The organism is Pseudomonas sp. GW822-FHT04C11, from assembly GCF_058800905.1.
In genome coordinates this window covers 117,641-133,649 of record NZ_JBXAMS010000018.1, presented here as the reverse complement: position 1 = coordinate 133,649, position 16,009 = coordinate 117,641, and the positions used below count along the sequence as shown (strand labels likewise).

The 16,009-nt window shown below is 61.7% G+C and carries 10 protein-coding genes; 8 read left to right on the top strand and 2 right to left on the bottom strand.

The genetic code is table 11. The features are described from left to right. The first annotated feature begins 116 nt into the window (after positions 1-116). From AC1RJ3_RS24795 to AC1RJ3_RS24770, 6 genes are read left to right on the top strand one after another with little or no spacing between them, the layout of a single operon-like run. Positions 117-962: a sulfotransferase family protein gene (locus AC1RJ3_RS24795; RefSeq protein ID WP_103319940.1), complete on the top strand. Its 846-nt coding sequence runs from the start codon at positions 117-119 to the stop codon at positions 960-962. Between the two features lie 52 nt (positions 963-1,014). Continuing rightward, positions 1,015-9,528, top strand: coding sequence for an Ig-like domain-containing protein (locus AC1RJ3_RS24790; protein ID WP_493081021.1), 8,514 nt, complete (start codon positions 1,015-1,017; stop codon positions 9,526-9,528). A gap of 42 nt (positions 9,529-9,570) precedes the next feature. After that, positions 9,571-11,085, top strand: coding sequence for a TolC family protein (locus AC1RJ3_RS24785; protein WP_054595013.1), 1,515 nt, complete (start codon positions 9,571-9,573; stop codon positions 11,083-11,085). Next, positions 11,069-11,674, top strand: a complete 606-nt coding sequence (gene cysC, locus AC1RJ3_RS24780) for an adenylyl-sulfate kinase (protein WP_103319487.1) — start codon at positions 11,069-11,071, stop codon at positions 11,672-11,674. Before AC1RJ3_RS24785 ends, cysC begins: the two co-directional genes overlap by 17 nt. After that, positions 11,671-12,462: an aspartyl/asparaginyl beta-hydroxylase domain-containing protein gene (locus tag AC1RJ3_RS24775; RefSeq protein WP_493081060.1), complete on the top strand. Its 792-nt coding sequence runs from the start codon at positions 11,671-11,673 to the stop codon at positions 12,460-12,462. The genes cysC and AC1RJ3_RS24775 overlap by 4 nt, the downstream gene beginning before the upstream one ends. After that, positions 12,450-13,439: a sulfotransferase family protein gene (locus AC1RJ3_RS24770; protein ID WP_493081018.1), complete on the top strand. Its 990-nt coding sequence runs from the start codon at positions 12,450-12,452 to the stop codon at positions 13,437-13,439. The genes AC1RJ3_RS24775 and AC1RJ3_RS24770 overlap by 13 nt, the downstream gene beginning before the upstream one ends. A 113-nt stretch (positions 13,440-13,552) precedes the next feature. Here AC1RJ3_RS24770 and AC1RJ3_RS24765 read toward each other — a convergent pair whose 3' ends face one another. Further along, positions 13,553-14,311 (bottom strand): slipin family protein, encoded by a 759-nt coding sequence (locus AC1RJ3_RS24765; protein ID WP_493081016.1) that lies wholly within the window; start codon positions 14,309-14,311, stop codon positions 13,553-13,555. 2 nt (positions 14,312-14,313) lie between these two features. Continuing rightward, positions 14,314-14,850, bottom strand: coding sequence for an NfeD family protein (locus tag AC1RJ3_RS24760; protein WP_054595017.1), 537 nt, complete (start codon positions 14,848-14,850; stop codon positions 14,314-14,316). A 214-nt stretch (positions 14,851-15,064) separates the two neighbouring features. Here AC1RJ3_RS24760 and AC1RJ3_RS24755 point away from each other — a divergent pair, with 214 nt between their 5' ends. Further along, positions 15,065-15,526 (top strand): aminoacyl-tRNA deacylase, encoded by a 462-nt coding sequence (locus AC1RJ3_RS24755; protein ID WP_054595018.1) that lies wholly within the window; start codon positions 15,065-15,067, stop codon positions 15,524-15,526. A 147-nt stretch (positions 15,527-15,673) separates the two neighbouring features. Beyond that, positions 15,674-15,919, top strand: a complete 246-nt coding sequence (locus AC1RJ3_RS24750) for a DUF2789 domain-containing protein (protein ID WP_019691148.1) — start codon at positions 15,674-15,676, stop codon at positions 15,917-15,919. Positions 15,920-16,009: the final 90 nt, after the last annotated feature.

The following is a 16,009-nucleotide window of genomic DNA, read 5'->3' as shown; positions in this document are numbered from 1 at the left end:
ATTTCGTTACAGCCACACCTTCTACAAGGTTTTTGCTCCGATTTGATATCAAAAGCCCACTAGTCGGATCCAAAATCGTAGGCTACGCTTTGTCCTACAAAGGACTGACGACTACGGTGAAGGGATTGCAGAAATTCCACTTTATCTCCGGCTTGCCGCGCTCGGGCTCGACCCTGCTTTCTGCAATTCTGTTGCAGAACCCGCGTTTCCATGCCGGCATGACCAGCCCCGTCGGCTCGCTGTTCACCAGCGTCCTGGAGCAATGCAGTGCCGGCAGCGAATTTGGCGCGGTGATCGACACTCCGCTACGCCGTCGTCTATTGCGCGGTCTGTTCGACTCCTTCTATGCCGATCAGGCAGATACTCCCGTTATCTTCGATACCAATCGCCAATGGTGCTCGCGTCAGCCTGCGCTACGGGAACTGTTTCCCGAGGCCAAAACCATTGCCTGTGTGCGCAATGTCGCCTGGGTGATGGACAGCCTTGAGCGTCTGTACCGCGCCAATCCGTTCGAGAACACCAAGCTGTTCAATGACGAAATCGAGCGCCATACCGTTTACAGTCGTTGTGAAACCCTGGCCCAGCGCAATCGTCTGGTGGGCTTTGCCTGGACCGCGCTGAAAGAGGCTTATTACGGCGAAAACGCCGACTCGCTTCTGATCGTCGATTACGACCTGCTGAGCCAGGCGCCTGACCGGGTCATGCGGTTGATCTACGATTTCATTGGCGAACCCTGGTTCGAGCACGATTTCAACAACCTCGCCTACGATGCGCCGGAATTCGACCAGGCACTCGGGGTATCGGGGCTGCACAAGGTCAAGCGCTCGGTCGCACTGGAGCCTCGGCGCACGATCCTGCCGCCGGACCTGTTCGACAAATACGCAGAATTGTCCTTTTGGCACGATGGCTCAGCCAGCGCCGCCAACGTTATTCGCATGAAAGCCGACGCCGCTATCAGTTGATTGCGGCGTTTTTATTTGCGCGGTAATAAAAGTTCGAATCCGGGTGAGCAGCATGTGGTGGAGCAAAGGCAAGTCGCAAACATTCCAAGGCGCACGCGTTCTGGCATCGCCAATGATCATGCCCCTGGAACCGCGAATGCTGTTCGACGGCGCAGTGGCGGCCACGGTTGCCGATACTGCCGCCCAAGCTGACAGCCACGCCACGGCGGACGCTGCCAAGGCACCGGTTGCCGACCACCCGGTGGCCAGCAAGGACACCCACGGCCAAGCGGACAACTCGTCAGCGGCTACGCCCGCGCCCGCTGCGACGCCCACCGCGGTGCCCGGTCAGAGCGTGGTGTTCGTCGATTCGCGCATCAAGGACGCCGATAGCCTGCTCAAAGGTGTGGCGCCTGGCACCCAGGTGGTCCAGCTCGACGCGACCAAGGACGGCTTGCAACAAATCGCCGATTATCTGGATACCCACCACGGCGTGAGTACCGTGGAAATCATCGCCCACGGCAATAGCGGCGACTTGTGGCTGGGCGACACTTACCTGTCGGCCGATAACGTGGCGGCTCGCAGCGCGGTGCTGGCGCGCATCGGCAATGACATGAACGTCGGCGGCGACATTTTGATCTACGCCTGTAACACCGCTGCAGGCGACAAGGGTATCAGCTTTGTCGACTCGCTGGCGCAACTTACCGGGCGTGATATCGCCGCGTCGAACAACCGTACCGGTGTGAGCGGTGACTGGGATCTGGAAATCGCCACCGGCAGCATCGAGAGCCATAACGTGCTGTCGGCCCAGTCCATGGCTGCGTATCAGTACAGCCTGGCGACCCTGACGGTCACCAACAACGGTGACAGTGGGGTCGGCTCATTGCGCCAGGCGCTGAGCGATTCGGTGGTGGGTGACACGGTGACGTTCAGCACCACCATGACGGTCAATCTGAATTCGCAACTGACCATTACCAAGAACGTCACGCTGGAAGGTGACCTGAACCACGACGGCATTGCCGATGTGACCCTCAATGGTCAGTACAAGACCCGGGTGCTTCAGGTCGCTTCCGGGGTCACTGCGACCCTCGACGGGTTGATCATCAAACAAGGCCTGGTGGCCGGCAATGGTGCTGCCGCCGGTACGGACGGCACGGCGTCCATGGGCGGTGGTATTTTCAACGCCGGCAACCTGACTCTCAAGAACGTCACCGTGACCAGCAACGCTGCTTCGGGCGGCGGTGGCGGTGGCGGGGTCACCTCACCTTACGTCGGTGGCGCGGTCGGCGGCGGTGGCGGCGGTGGCGGTGCGTTGGGCGGGCAAAGCGGCGGTCATGGTGGCACCTCCGGTTTCGGCACGGGTGTGTACGGCGGTACGAGTGGTAGTGCCAACACGGGCGGTAACGGTGGCGGCTACAACCCCAACTACATGGGCGGTCGCGGCGGTAGCAGCAGCGGTGGCGCGGGCGGCGTAGGGGCTGCCAACTACAGCAGCGGTGGCGCGGGCGGTACGGCGAACAACGGCACGATTTCCATCGGCGGTGGCGGTGGCGGCTCCGGTTGGGACAAGCCCGGCAGGGCCGGGGCGTCGGCTGCCGGTGGTATTTACAACGCCAGTAGCGGCACCCTGACGGTTATTGGCACCTCGGTGATTTCCGGCAACATCGCCGCCGGTGGTGGCGGTGGCGGCGGTGGTGGCCTGGGCGGTTCCGCCGACTCCGGTGGTGCAGCCGGTAAAGGCGTCGGTGCGATCTGGAACAAAGGTACGGTACTGATGACCGCCGCCAACTTCGCGGCGCTGTCCGCTAACGTCGGCGGCAGTGGCTCCGGCGGTCCGGCGCTGGGCGGCGGTAGTACCGGTGCCAGCGTGGCGGCCGTGAACAATATCTTCAACGACGGCGGCACCGTGAACACCGCCTATGCACCGACACCGAGCGCTACCATCGCGGTGGCAAACAGCGCCCTGCACATCGGCCAGACCTCGCTGGTGACCATTACCTTCACTGAGGCGGTGACCGGTTTCACCAACGCCGACCTGACGATTGCCAACGGCACGCTGAGCGCGGTCAGTAGCAGTGACGGCGGTATTACCTGGACGGCGACGCTCACCCCGACCAACGCCATTACTGACACCACTAACCTGATCACCCTGGATAACACCGGTGTCCAGAGCGTGTCGCTGGGCACAGCCGGGGTTGGCACCAGCACGTCCAACAATTACACCATCGACACCGTGCGGCCAACGGCGACCATTGTAGTCGCCGACAGCACCCTCATGGCCGGTGAAACGTCGCTGGTAACCATCACCTTCTCCGAGGCGGTAAGCGGTTTCACCAACGCCGACCTGACGATTGCCAACGGCACGCTGAGCGCGGTCAGTAGCAGTGACGGCGGGGTCACCTGGACCGGGACCTTCACCCCGACCGCGAGCATCACCGACACCACCAACCTGATCACCCTGGACAACACCGGGATCGCCGATCTGGCCGGCAACGCCGGCAGCGGCAGCACCGATTCGAACAACTATGCCGTCGACACCGTGCGCCCGACCGCGACCATCGTAGTCGCCGACAGCGCACTTAAAGTGGGCGATACATCACTGGTGACCATCACCTTCTCCGAGGCGGTGACCGGCTTCACCAACGCTGACCTGACGATTGCCAACGGCACGCTGAGCGCGGTCAGCAGCGGCGATGGCGGTGTGACCTGGACCGCGACCTTTACCCCGAGTGCCAGCACTACCGATGCGACTAACCTGATCATCCTGGACAATACCGGTGTGCAGGGCGGTTCCGGCAACGCCGGCAGCGGCATCACCGACTCGAACAACTACGCTATCGACACCGTACGCCCGACCGCAACGGTCGTGGTGGCGGATAATGCCTTGAAAGTCGGTGACACCTCGCTGGTAACCATCACCTTCAGCGAGGCGGTGACCGGCTTCACCAACGCCGACCTGACGATTGCCAATGGCACACTGACCGCGGTGAGCAGCAGTGACGGCGGTATCACCTGGACGGCGACCTTTACCCCGAGCGCCAGCACTACCGACGCCACTAACCTGATTACTCTGGACAACACCGGGATCGCCGATTTGGCCGGCAACGCTGGCAGCGGCAGCACCGACTCAAACAACTTCGCCATCGACACCCAGCGTCCGACCGCCACCATCGTGGTCGCCGACAGCACCCTGATGGCCGGTGAAACGTCGCTGGTAACCATTACCTTCTCCGAGGCGGTGACCGGTTTCACCAATGCCGACCTGACGATCCCCAACGGCACGCTGACCGCGGTCAGTAGCAGTGATGGGGGTATCACCTGGACGGCCACGTTCACCCCGACTGCGGGCATCAACGATACGACCAACCTGATCACCCTGGCCAACGCTGGCGTGGCCGACCTGGCCGGCAACGCCGGTAGCGGAACTACCAATTCCGGCAACTTCACCATCGACACCGTGCGCCCGACCGCGACCATCGTGGTCGCCGACAATGCACTTAAAGTGGGCGATACATCACTGGTGACCATCACCTTCTCCGAGGCGGTGACCGGCTTCACCAACGCTGACCTGACGATTGCCAACGGCACGCTGAGCGCGGTCAGCAGCGGCGATGGCGGTGTGACCTGGACCGCGACCTTTACCCCGAGTGCCAGCACTACCGATGCGACTAACCTGATCATCCTGGACAATACCGGTGTGCAGGGCGGTTCCGGCAACGCCGGCAGCGGCATCACCGACTCGAACAACTACGCTATCGACACCGTGCGCCCGACGGCGACTATCGTGGTCGCGGACAACGCCCTGAAAATCGGTGATACCTCGCTGGTGACCATCACCTTCAGCGAGGCGGTGAGCGGTTTCACCAACGCCGACCTGACGATTACCAACGGTACACTGACCGCCGTCAGCAGCAGTGATGGCGGCATCACCTGGACCGCGACCTTTACGCCGAGCGCCAGCACCACTGACGCGACCAACCTGATCACCCTGGACAACACCGGGATCGCCGATCTGGCCGGTAATGCGGGCAGCGGGACTACCGATTCGAACAACTATGCCATCGACACCGTACGCCCGACGGCGACCATCGTAGTCGCGGACAGCGCGTTGAAAATCGGCGACACCTCGCTGGTGACCATCACCTTCAGCGAGGCGGTGACTGGTTTCACCAACGCCGACCTGACGATTACCAACGGTACACTGACCGCTGTCAGCAGCAGTGATGGCGGGATCACCTGGACCGCGAACTTTACGCCGAGCGCCAGCACCACTGACGCGACCAACCTGATCACCCTGGCCAATACTGGAATCGCCGATCTGTCGGGTAATGCGGGCACAGGTACGACAGATTCGAACAACTATGCCATCGACACCGCACGCCCGACGGCGACCATCGTGGTGGCCGACAACGCGCTGAAGATTGGCGACACCTCACTGGTGACCATCACCTTCAGCGAGGCGGTGACTGGATTCACCAACGCTGACCTGACCATTATCAACGGCACGCTGACCGCCGTGAGCAGCAGCGATGGTGGTATCACCTGGACGGCGACCTTTACCCCGAACGCCAGCACCACCGACGCGACCAACCTGATCAGTCTGGACAACACCGGGATCGCCGACCTGGCCGGTAATGCGGGTAGCGGCACCACCGACTCGAACAACTACGCTATCGACACCCAACGTCCGACGGCAACCATCGTGGTGACAGACACCGCGCTGGGAATCGGTCAAACCTCGTTGGTGACCATCACCTTCTCCGAAGCGGTGACCGGTTTTACCAACGCCGACCTGACAATCGACAACGGTACGCTGAGCGCGGTGAGCAGCAGCGATGGCGGCGTGACCTGGACCGCCACCCTGACGCCGGTGAACGGCATCACCCACAGCGGCAATGTGATCACCCTGGACAACACCGGGATTGCCGACCTGGCCGGCAACGCCGGTACCGCGACCACCGATTCCAATACTTACGCTATCGATAGTCAGCGCCCGACCGCGACCATTGTGCTGGCCGACCCGACGCTAGCCGCCGGTGAAACCTCGCTGGTGACCATCACCTTCTCCGAGGCGGTGACCGGCTTCACCAACGCCGACCTGACGATCCCCAACGGCACACTGACCGCAGTCAGCAGCAGCGATGGCGGGATCACCTGGACCGCCACCTTCACCCCGACAGCGGGCATAAAAGACACCACCAACCTGATCACCCTGGCCAACACCGGCGTGGCCGACCTGGCCGGTAACGCCGGCAGCGGCACCACCGACTCCGGAAACTTCACCATCGACACCGTGCGGCCGACCGCGACCATCGTAGTCGCCGACAACGCACTTAAAGTGGGCGATACATCACTGGTGACCATCACCTTCTCCGAGGCGGTGACCGGCTTCACCAACGCCGACCTGACGATTGCCAACGGCACGCTGACCGCGGTCAGCAGCAGCGATGGCGGTGTGACCTGGACGGCGACCTTCACCCCGACCAGCGCCATTACCGACGCCACCAACCTGATCACCCTGGACAACACCGGCGTGCAGAACGGTTCCGGCAACGTCGGCGCGGGCACCACCGATTCCAACAACTACGCCATCGACACCCAGCGTCCGACGGCGACCATCGTGGTGACGGACACCGCGCTGGGGATCGGCCAGACTTCGTTGGTGACCATCACCTTCAGTGAAGCGGTGACCGGTTTTACCAACGCCGACCTGACAATCGACAACGGTACGTTGAGTGCGGTGAGCAGCAGCGATGGCGGTGTGACCTGGACCGCCACACTGACGCCGGTGAACGGCATCACCCACAGCGGCAACGTAATCACCTTGGACAATACCGGGATTGCCGACCTGGCCGGTAATGCCGGTGTCGCAACCACCGATTCCAATACTTACGCTATCGATAGTCAGCGCCCGACCGCCACCATTGTGTTTGCCGACCCGACGCTGGCCGCCGGTGAAACCTCTTTGGTGACCTTCACCTTCAGCGAGGCGGTGGCCGGCTTCACCAACGCCGACCTGACGATCCCCAACGGCACACTGAGCGCGGTCAGCAGCAGCGATGGCGGGATCACCTGGACGGCCACCTTCACCCCGACTGCGGGCATAAAAGACACCACCAACCTGATCACCCTGGCCAACACTGGCGTCGCCGATCTGGCCGGCAACGCGGGTAGCGGCACCACCGATTCCGCCAACTTCACCATCGACACCGTGCGTCCAACGGCAACCATCGTGGTGGCCGACAACGCCTTGAAAATCGGTGACACCTCGCTGGTGACCATCACCTTCAGCGAGGCGGTGACCGACTTCACCAACGCCGACCTGACGATTGCCAACGGCACGCTGACCGCGGTCAGCAGCAGCGATGGCGGGATCACCTGGACGGCGACTTTTACCCCGACCAGCGCCATCACTGACACCACCAACCTGATCACCCTGGACAATACCGGCGTGCAGAATGGTTCTGGTAACGTTGGCAGCGGCACCACCGATTCCAACAACTACGCGATCGATACCCAGCGTCCAACGGCGACCATCGTGGTCGCGGACAACGCCTTGAAAATCGGTGAAACCTCACTGGTGACCATCACCTTCAGCGAGGCGGTGACCGGTTTCACCAACGCCGACCTGACGATCGCCAACGGCACCCTCAGCGCCGTGAGCAGCAGCGACGGCGGGATCACCTGGACGGCGACCTTTACCCCGAGCGCCAGCATCACCGATGCGACCAACCTGATCACCCTGGACAACACCGGCGTGGCCGATCTGGCTGGCAACGCCGGTAGCGGGACCTCCGACTCGAACAACTATGCGATCGACACCGCGCGTCCGACCGCGACCATTGTTGTAGCTGACGGTACCCTCACGGTCGGTGAAACGTCGTTGGTGACCATCACCTTCAGCGAAGCGGTGACTGGATTCGATAACAGTGACCTGAGCGTGCCCAACGGCACCCTGACCAGCGTCAGCAGCAGCGATGGAGGCATCACCTGGACGGCCACCTTCACCCCGACTGCCGGCATAAAAGACACCACCAACCTGATCACCCTGGCCAACACCGGAGTGGCCGACCTGGCCGGTAACGCCGGTAGCGGCACCACCGATTCCGCCAACTTCACCATCGACACCGTGCGTCCAACGGCGACTATCGTGGTGGCCGACAACGCAATCAAGGTGGGCGAAACCTCATTGGTGACCATCACCTTCTCCGAGGCGGTCAGCGGGTTCACCAACGCCGACTTGACCATCGCCAACGGTACGTTGAGCGCGGTCAGTTCAAGCGATGGCGGTATTACCTGGACCGCGACCTTCACCCCGGCCGCGAATATTACCGACACCACCAACCTGATCACCCTGGACAACACGGGGGTGCACAACGCCTCTGGCAACGTTGGTGTGGGCACCACAGATTCGAACAACTACGCCATCGACACGCAACGTCCAACGGCAAGCATTGTGGTGGCCAAACCGCTGCTGGGCATCGGTCAGACCTCGGGGGTGACCATCACCTTCAGCGAAGCGGTAAGCGGTTTTGACCTGTCCGATCTGAGCGTGACCAACGGCACGTTGTCCAACCTGGCCAGCAGTGATGGCGGTAAGACCTGGACCGCGACGTTCACGCCGACGGCGAACGTGACCGACCCCAGCAACCTGATTGTGCTCGACAACAGCAATGTCAACGACGCCGCAGGTAATGCCGGGACGGGGCTGGCCATCTCCAACAACTACGCTCTGGACAGTGATCGCCCCACCGCGACCATCGTCGTCGCCAACCCGAACCTGGGCGTTGGGCAGACCTCGCAGGTGACCTTCAGCTTCAGCGAGGCGGTGAAGCATTTCGATTTGTCCGACATCAGCGTGGCCAATGGCACCCTCACCAACCTGAGCAGCAGCAACGGCGGCAAGACCTGGACTGCCACCCTGACCCCGGCGGCCAACATCAGCGATGCGACCAACTTCATCGGGCTGGACTCCAGCAACGTGACCGACCGCGCCGGGAACGCGGGTACTGGGGTCGCGATCTCCAACAATTTCACAGTCAACACGGTGCCGGCCGTCGTGGTCTTGGTCAGCGACCCGACACCGCCGCAAAGTACTCCGAACATACCGTTGCAGCCGATTGTCTTCGCACCGCCGACCGGCAATCTCGGCTCACCGCTGACTTTTGCGCCGTTGTTCGAACAGCGGGTATTGGGCGATGGCATCCGCCCACTGGGGGATATTTTCATCAACCGCGGCGCACTGAGCCCCAGCTATATCGCTCAGGTGTTCACTAGCAGCGACAGCGGCGGGAATGGCTCCGCTCACGGCTTCCTGGGTTTTGGCGGGGGTGATGGCGGGGTGTTTGGCAGCAGCACGCTGTCGAGTCTGTTCAGTCATGAGTCGGGCAATGGCGACAGTTCGTTCAATGCGTTCGGCGACAAGTCGATCCAGCACGGCGGCGATGCCGCTCAAGGCCTGCACGGTGTCTATGGCGCACTGACCTTGGGCGAGCAACTTCAACAACTTGAAAACGCCGAGAAGCAGCAGATCCAGGCGTTGGCTGCAGCGTTGCAACAGGTTGGCATCAGCGAAATGCAGGCCTGACTAAAAACCTGAAATTGTGCGGTACCTAGGGGCGGTCCAAGGATGAAAAAAAGTCAGAAACTATTCGGCGCCAGCCTGCTGGCGCTTGCAATCAGCGGATGTGCGGTAACCAGTGAGCCGATTGAACGCAGTGTCAGCGAGCAGCGCGCCAGAAGCGATTTGGCGAGCATGTACAAGGATCAGGAGCCCCTTAGCGGCCCACTGACGCTGCATCAAGCCATGGCCCGCGCAGTGAAATACAACCTTGAGGGCCGGTTGAAAATCATGGAAGAGGCGTTGGCCAAGCGCCAACTCGACCTCGCCAGCTTCGACATGCTGCCGCGCATGGCCCTGGACGCCGGTTACGTGGGGCGAAACAACACCAGCGCCTCCAGCAGCCAGAGCGTGCGCACCGGCACCCAGTCCCTGGAACCTTCGACCTCACAGGACCGCGACCGCAGAGTCGCCGACCTGACCATGGTCTGGAACGTCCTCGACTTCGGCGTCAGCTACATCAACGCCAAGCAGCAGGGCGATCAACGGCTGATCGTTCAGGAACGCCGGCGCAAGGTCATCAATACCATCGTTCAGGACGTGCGCTCGGCGTATTGGCGGGCGGTGGCCGCTGAACGCCTGCTCAAGCAGATCGATAGCCTGATGGCGCGGGTCGATGCCGCGCGCGACAACAGCCAGAGCATGAGCGAGCAGCGTATTGGCGACCCGGTGCAGGCCTTGGGTTACCAACGTTCGCTGATCGAAGCCACGCGCCAGCTCGAAGAACAGCGGCGGGCACTGTCGCTGGCGAAAACCGAACTGGCGACCCTGATCAACCTGCCGATGGGCACCGAGTTGACGTTGGCGACGCCGGAGGATTACCCGATTCCGGAACTCAAGGTCGGCATGGCCAGCCTTGAGCAGGAAGCCCTGGCCAGCCGCCCGGAACTGCGCGAGCAGGATTATCAGACGCGCATCAGCACCGCCGAAACCCGCAAAGCCATGCTGCGGCTGCTGCCGGGGCTGGAACTCTCGGCTGGCGGGCATTACGACAGCAACTCGTTTCTGGTCAACGACAAGTGGGCCGACTACGGGGTAAAAATCACCTGGAACCTGTTCAACGTGATTTCCGCCCCGGCCGCCATCGACGTGGCCAAGGCCGGTGAAGAAGTGGCCAAGGCACGCCGTCAGGCAATGTCGATCGCGGTGCTGGCGCAGCTCTACGTGGCCAACGCCAACTACCGCGAAGCGCTGCGCCAGTTCGAGACCAACCAGCAGCTGTCGAACATCGACGGGCAGATTCTTGGCCAGTTGCGTAACCGTCATCAGGCCGCGGGCATCGGCGAACTGGAGCTGATCCAGGGCGAACTGAACACCCTGCAAGCCGACCTGCGCCGCGACCTGTCGTACGCGGATTTGCGCAACGCTTACGGGCAGATCTTCGCCAGTGCCGGGCTCGACCCACTGCCGGATCAGGTGCAGTCGACCCAAGTGCAGTCGATCGCCACGGAACTGGCCAGCCGCGAGGATGCGTGGGCCGCCGGCAACATCACGGTGCCGACAGCCCATGTCCAAAGCAAGTAATCTGCTGGCGCCCACGGCCAGCATCAGCCGGGCGCAACGCGAAGAGCGCCATGGCCATCGCGGAGCGGCGATCCTGCTGACCGGTTTACCGGCGGCAGGCAAGTCGACCCTGGCCCAGGCACTGCACGCCGCGTTGTTCGAACGCGGCCTACACAGCCTGGTGCTCGATGGCGATGGACTGCGGGTCGGGCTCAATCGCGACCTCGGGTTTGCCGACAAGGATCGTCAGGAAAATATCCGCCGCGCCAGCGAGGTCGCAGCGTTGCTGGTGGAGAATGGGCAAATCGTTATTTTGGCGATGATTGCGCCGTTGGTTGAACTGCGAGAAATCTTCGCCCGGCGTTTGGGTGAGGACTACCGCGAAGTCTGGTGCAGTGCTGCGCTCAACGTTTGCGAGCAGCGTGATCCGAAAGGTCATTACGCCCGTGCGCGCAGCGGTGAACTGCCGGGCTTTACCGGTATCTCCGCACCTTACGAGCCACCCGCGTCGGCGGCGTTGGTGCTCGACACCGGCGTGCTGTCGGTGGACGCCTGCCTCGATCGCTTACTGACCTGGCTCGGCGAATGCGCGGTGCTACCGCACCGATGACTCGACCGGCGTTTTCCCGCCTGCCGGTGACGGTGCCTCTGCCGTTACTGTTGCAGGCATTGGCGCAAATCAAGGACAGCGACTGGCATAGCCATTTCAACAGCCACTATTTCAGTGGCGACTGGAGCGGGGTGGCGCTGATCAGCGCGGCTGATGCGCTGACGGAGCTATCCCCTGGCCATGGAAAACCGGTGTTGCGAGCGCCGTGGCTGCTCGATGGTCGATGGCAGCGTGCATTGCAGGAATTACCGTTGGACATCGTCTCGGCAAGATTGCTGAAGCTGGGGCCCGGCAGTCGGATTCACGAGCACCGCGACTATGACCTTGAGGGGCCAGAGGCCGATCTGCGGCTGCATATTCCATTACTCAGCCCACCGAACGTCGACTTTCTGCTCGACGGTTTGCGGATGCCGATGGAGGCCGGCGAATGCTGGTTTCTCGACCTGTCGCGGCCTCACAGCGTCGACAATCGCGATAGCCGCGAGCGGGTGCATCTGGTGATCGATTGCAGGCCCGACCCTTGGTTGGAACAGGCGATTGTCGAGGGCGTTTCAACCACGCCGGCGCCTGGCGTCGGTCATGCAGCGCAAGCGCTGGCACAGTTTCGACGGCTGTTGGAAAACGATCCGCAGCTCTGCAAGAGCTTGCAGGGCGTGACCGACAACGAAACCTTTATCGCCACCACCCTGAAGCTGGCTGCCGAACATGGCCTGGCGTTCTCCCGTGAAGAGTTGCGTGCTGCGATGCGCAATGGCCGTCGCCAATGGAATGAACAATGCAGCGCCTGAACCTCGACGGCTGGTTGCCGATTCGCGTCTGGCAGCAGGCCGGGGAGTGGCGGGTCGATTGGTGCTGGTTTGGTGATCAGCCGTTGCGACAGCCGTTTTTCCGCGATGCGGTGGAGGAGGCGCTGCGCCTGCCGTTCAACCAGGCCTTCCGCCGTCAAACGCCGCTGAGAACGCTAAGTGATTGGCAGACGATCAGCCTTGGGCTGGTGCCGAGTGCGTTCATTTTTCACGCCTCGCGCTGTGGCTCGACGCTGATCAGCCAGATGCTGGCGCAACTCGACAACCACATCGTCATTTCCGAACCACCACCTCTGGATGCCTTGCTACGCAGCGAACTTCCGCCTGCAGAACGCAACGCGGCGATTCGCGGTTTGCTCTCGGCCTATGGCCAGCCGCGCCGAGGTGTGGAACAACGCTTGGTGATCAAGCTGGACGCCTGGAACATCGGTGAGCTGAAGCGGTTGCGTGAGTGTTTCCCTGATACGCCCTGGTTGTTTGTCTACCGCGATCCGCTGGAAATCGCCGTCTCACACCTGCGTCGTCCGGGCCTGCACATGGTGCCAGGGCTGATCGGCACCAGTGCATTGGACTATGGGGCAGCATTCGAGGGGCGAGAGGATTTCATCGCGCGGCGCTTGGGCAAACTGCTGCAATTAGGCGTTGAACGTTGCCACGAATTTGCCGGACTGGCGGTCAACTATCGTGAGTTGCCGGGCGCCATGGAGGGCCGTTTGGCGGCGTTTTTTGCGTTGAATGCCGAGCAGCGGACCTGCGTGTTCAGCGCCGTGAGTCAGCACGCCAAACAACCGGCCGAAACGTTTGTGGCCGACAGCGAAGGCAAACAACAAGAGGCTTCGGCTCAGCTCAGAGAACGCGTTGAGTGTTGGGCGCGCGGGCCATACGAAGCATTAGAGCAATGGCGAACCGCTTCTTGTGGCGAGGGAGCTTGCTCCCGCTGGGCCGCGGAGCGGCCCTGAACTGGCAACGGTATTTTGTCAGGCGCACCTCGTCTGCTGAATAACGACGGCTTCGCCCGAACGTGGATCGGCCGAGCGGGAGCAAGCTCCCTCGCCGCAGGTGAAACAACAGCTCAATTCTTCGACGACAATTCCGCCATGCCCTTGAGCAATTCGATCGGCAGCGGGAAGACAATAGTCGAACTCTTGTCGCCAGCAATCAAACTCAGGGTCTGCATGTAACGCAACTGCATGGCGCCGGGTTGGCGACCGAGCATTTCGGCGGCTTGCATGAGCTTTTCCGAGGCCTGCAATTCACCTTCGGCGTGGATCACTTTCGCCCGCCGTTCACGTTCGGCTTCGGCCTGTTTGGCGATCGCGCGGATCATCGATTCGTTGAGGTCGACGTGCTTGATCTCGACGTTGGCGACCTTGATTCCCCAGGCATCCGTCTGGGCGTCCAGCACTTGCTGGATGTCGAAATTCAAGCGCTCGCGTTCGGCCAGCAATTCGTCCAGTTCATGTTTACCGAGCACCGCCCGCAAGGTGGTTTGCGCCAGTTGGCTGGTGGCCATGAGGAAGTCTTCGACCTGGATGATCGCTTTCTGCGAGTCGAGCACACGGAAGTACAACACGGCGTTGACCTTCACCGAGACGTTGTCGCGGGTGATCACGTCTTGCGGCGGTACGTCGAGCACCACGGTCCGCAGATCGACCCGAACCATTTGCTGCACCACCGGAATCAACAGGATCAGCCCCGGGCCCTTGACCTGCCAGAAGCGTCCGAGCTGGAACACCACGCCGCGCTCGTATTCGCGCAGGATGCGGAAGGTCGATCCTGCCAGTGCAATCATCAGCACCAGCAGCGCGGCAAAACCCAGTTGCAGACCCATGATCATTCTCCTTGCGGCGCCGCGTCAGCCGCGGCCACTTCCAGCAGCGTTCCCTTGCGTGCCACCACTCGCACCCGTTGCCCGGAATGCAAGGGTGTCTTGCAGTGCACCTGCCAGCGTTCACCTTGCAAATGCACCCAGCCCTTGTGCGTGTTGTGACCCTGCAACGCGGTCACCTGCGTGACGCTGCCGAGCAGCCCGGCATCGCCACTGACAATGTGGCGCGGTCGGGTTTTCAGCGCGTGGAACAGCAGGGCGATCAACAGCAGGGCGCTGATCAGTCCAAGACCGATGATCAGTGGCGCAGGGACGTCGGCATTGCTCACCATCACCGCGCCGATCACGAACATCGTGATGCCGCCCAGCCCGACCACACCGTAATTGGGCAGCACCACCTCCGCCACGAGCAGCGCGATACCCACCATCATCAGCCAGACGCCAAGCGGGTTGGGGACGACCACCACAACCGTGTCTGTCGCGAAAGCCGATCCGCTCAAACCCAACAACAGCGCAACCACATACCACCAGCGAGTGTTCACTTGACCCTCCAGGAGAGTCATCCGTCCGCGAGCCACACGGTGGCCCTGCTTATAGTCTAGTTGAGCCTTTGGCTGGATGATTCTTGATCATTTTTTGCGAGTTTCCAGTGAGCAGATTTATCACCGGGTACCGGCAGCAGGCCTAGACTTTAGAGGAGACGCCAACCTGTTTAATCATCGTCCGCCCGCCTTGCGACGGACACCGAGGTGCATCATGCGTATGGCAAGAACCGTGCAGCGCAGCCTGGAAGAGGCGCACTGCGAATTCGACGTAGTCTCTCACCCACATTCGGCCAGCAGCCTGGAAACCGCCCGGGTCGCGGGCATTCCTGCTGAGCGCGTGGCGAAATCGGTGATCCTCGACGACCACCACGGCCACTACCTGATGGCCGTGTTGCCAGCCAGCCGACATCTGGACCTGACCAAAGTGCGTGGCAGCGGTGAATGGCAAGTCACCCGCGAAAGCACCCTGGCCCACCTGTTCAACGACTGTGAACGCGGCGCCGTTCCGGCCCTGGGCGAATCCTATGGCCTGGACATGGTCATCGACCCGATGCTGACCCGCCAGAAAGAGATCTACGTCGAAGCCGGCAACCACAACAACCTCGTACACTTGAGCATGGACCAGTACCTGAAAATGGTGCCTCATGCCGAGGTATGCGAGTTGAGTCAGTAGCCATTACATTATTGGCGGTGAAAGCACCGCCGCCATCGCGGGCAAGCCGCGCTCCCACAGGAAACCGCCGTGTGTGGGAGCGTGGCTTGCCCGCGATGGACTGCGAAGCAGTCCCCCCGACCTCTAAAAACGCAGGAGCCAATTTCCATGGAATCACCTACCCACAGCCTCCCCAACCTGTTCAAACAACTCGGCCTGCCCGACGACGCCGAAAGCATCGACAAATTCATCGCCACTCACTCACCACTCAAACCCGAGCTGCACCTGGCCGACGCGTTTTTCTGGACCAAGAGCCAGGCGGACTTCCTGCGCGAAGACATCCTCGACGATTCCGATTGGGCGGAGGTGGTGGATCAACTGGATGTGCTGCTGAGGAAGGGACGGGGGGTGTAAAAAAAGCTGAGAGAAAAGGGCGAAATGTAAAAAAATCTGAGGGAACACTGTGTTTGTCAGTTTTTTCTGGGGTTGTTTAACAGGGAGCGA

What these genes read in the sequence shown, in the direction of transcription:
- AC1RJ3_RS24775 (WP_493081060.1), top strand. Translation starts at nt 11,671, where the DNA reads ATGACTCGACCGGCGTTTTCCCGCCTGCCGGTGACGGTGCCTCTGCCG.
- AC1RJ3_RS24790 (WP_493081021.1), top strand. Translation starts at nt 1,015, where the DNA reads ATGTGGTGGAGCAAAGGCAAGTCGCAAACATTCCAAGGCGCACGCGTT.
- AC1RJ3_RS24750 (WP_019691148.1), top strand. Translation starts at nt 15,674, where the DNA reads ATGGAATCACCTACCCACAGCCTCCCCAACCTGTTCAAACAACTCGGC.
- AC1RJ3_RS24765 (WP_493081016.1), bottom strand. Translation starts at nt 14,311, where the DNA reads ATGGGTCTGCAACTGGGTTTTGCCGCGCTGCTGGTGCTGATGATTGCA.
- AC1RJ3_RS24785 (WP_054595013.1), top strand. Translation starts at nt 9,571, where the DNA reads ATGAAAAAAAGTCAGAAACTATTCGGCGCCAGCCTGCTGGCGCTTGCA.
- AC1RJ3_RS24755 (WP_054595018.1), top strand. Translation starts at nt 15,065, where the DNA reads ATGCGTATGGCAAGAACCGTGCAGCGCAGCCTGGAAGAGGCGCACTGC.
- cysC (WP_103319487.1), top strand. Translation starts at nt 11,069, where the DNA reads ATGTCCAAAGCAAGTAATCTGCTGGCGCCCACGGCCAGCATCAGCCGG.
- AC1RJ3_RS24770 (WP_493081018.1), top strand. Translation starts at nt 12,450, where the DNA reads ATGCAGCGCCTGAACCTCGACGGCTGGTTGCCGATTCGCGTCTGGCAG.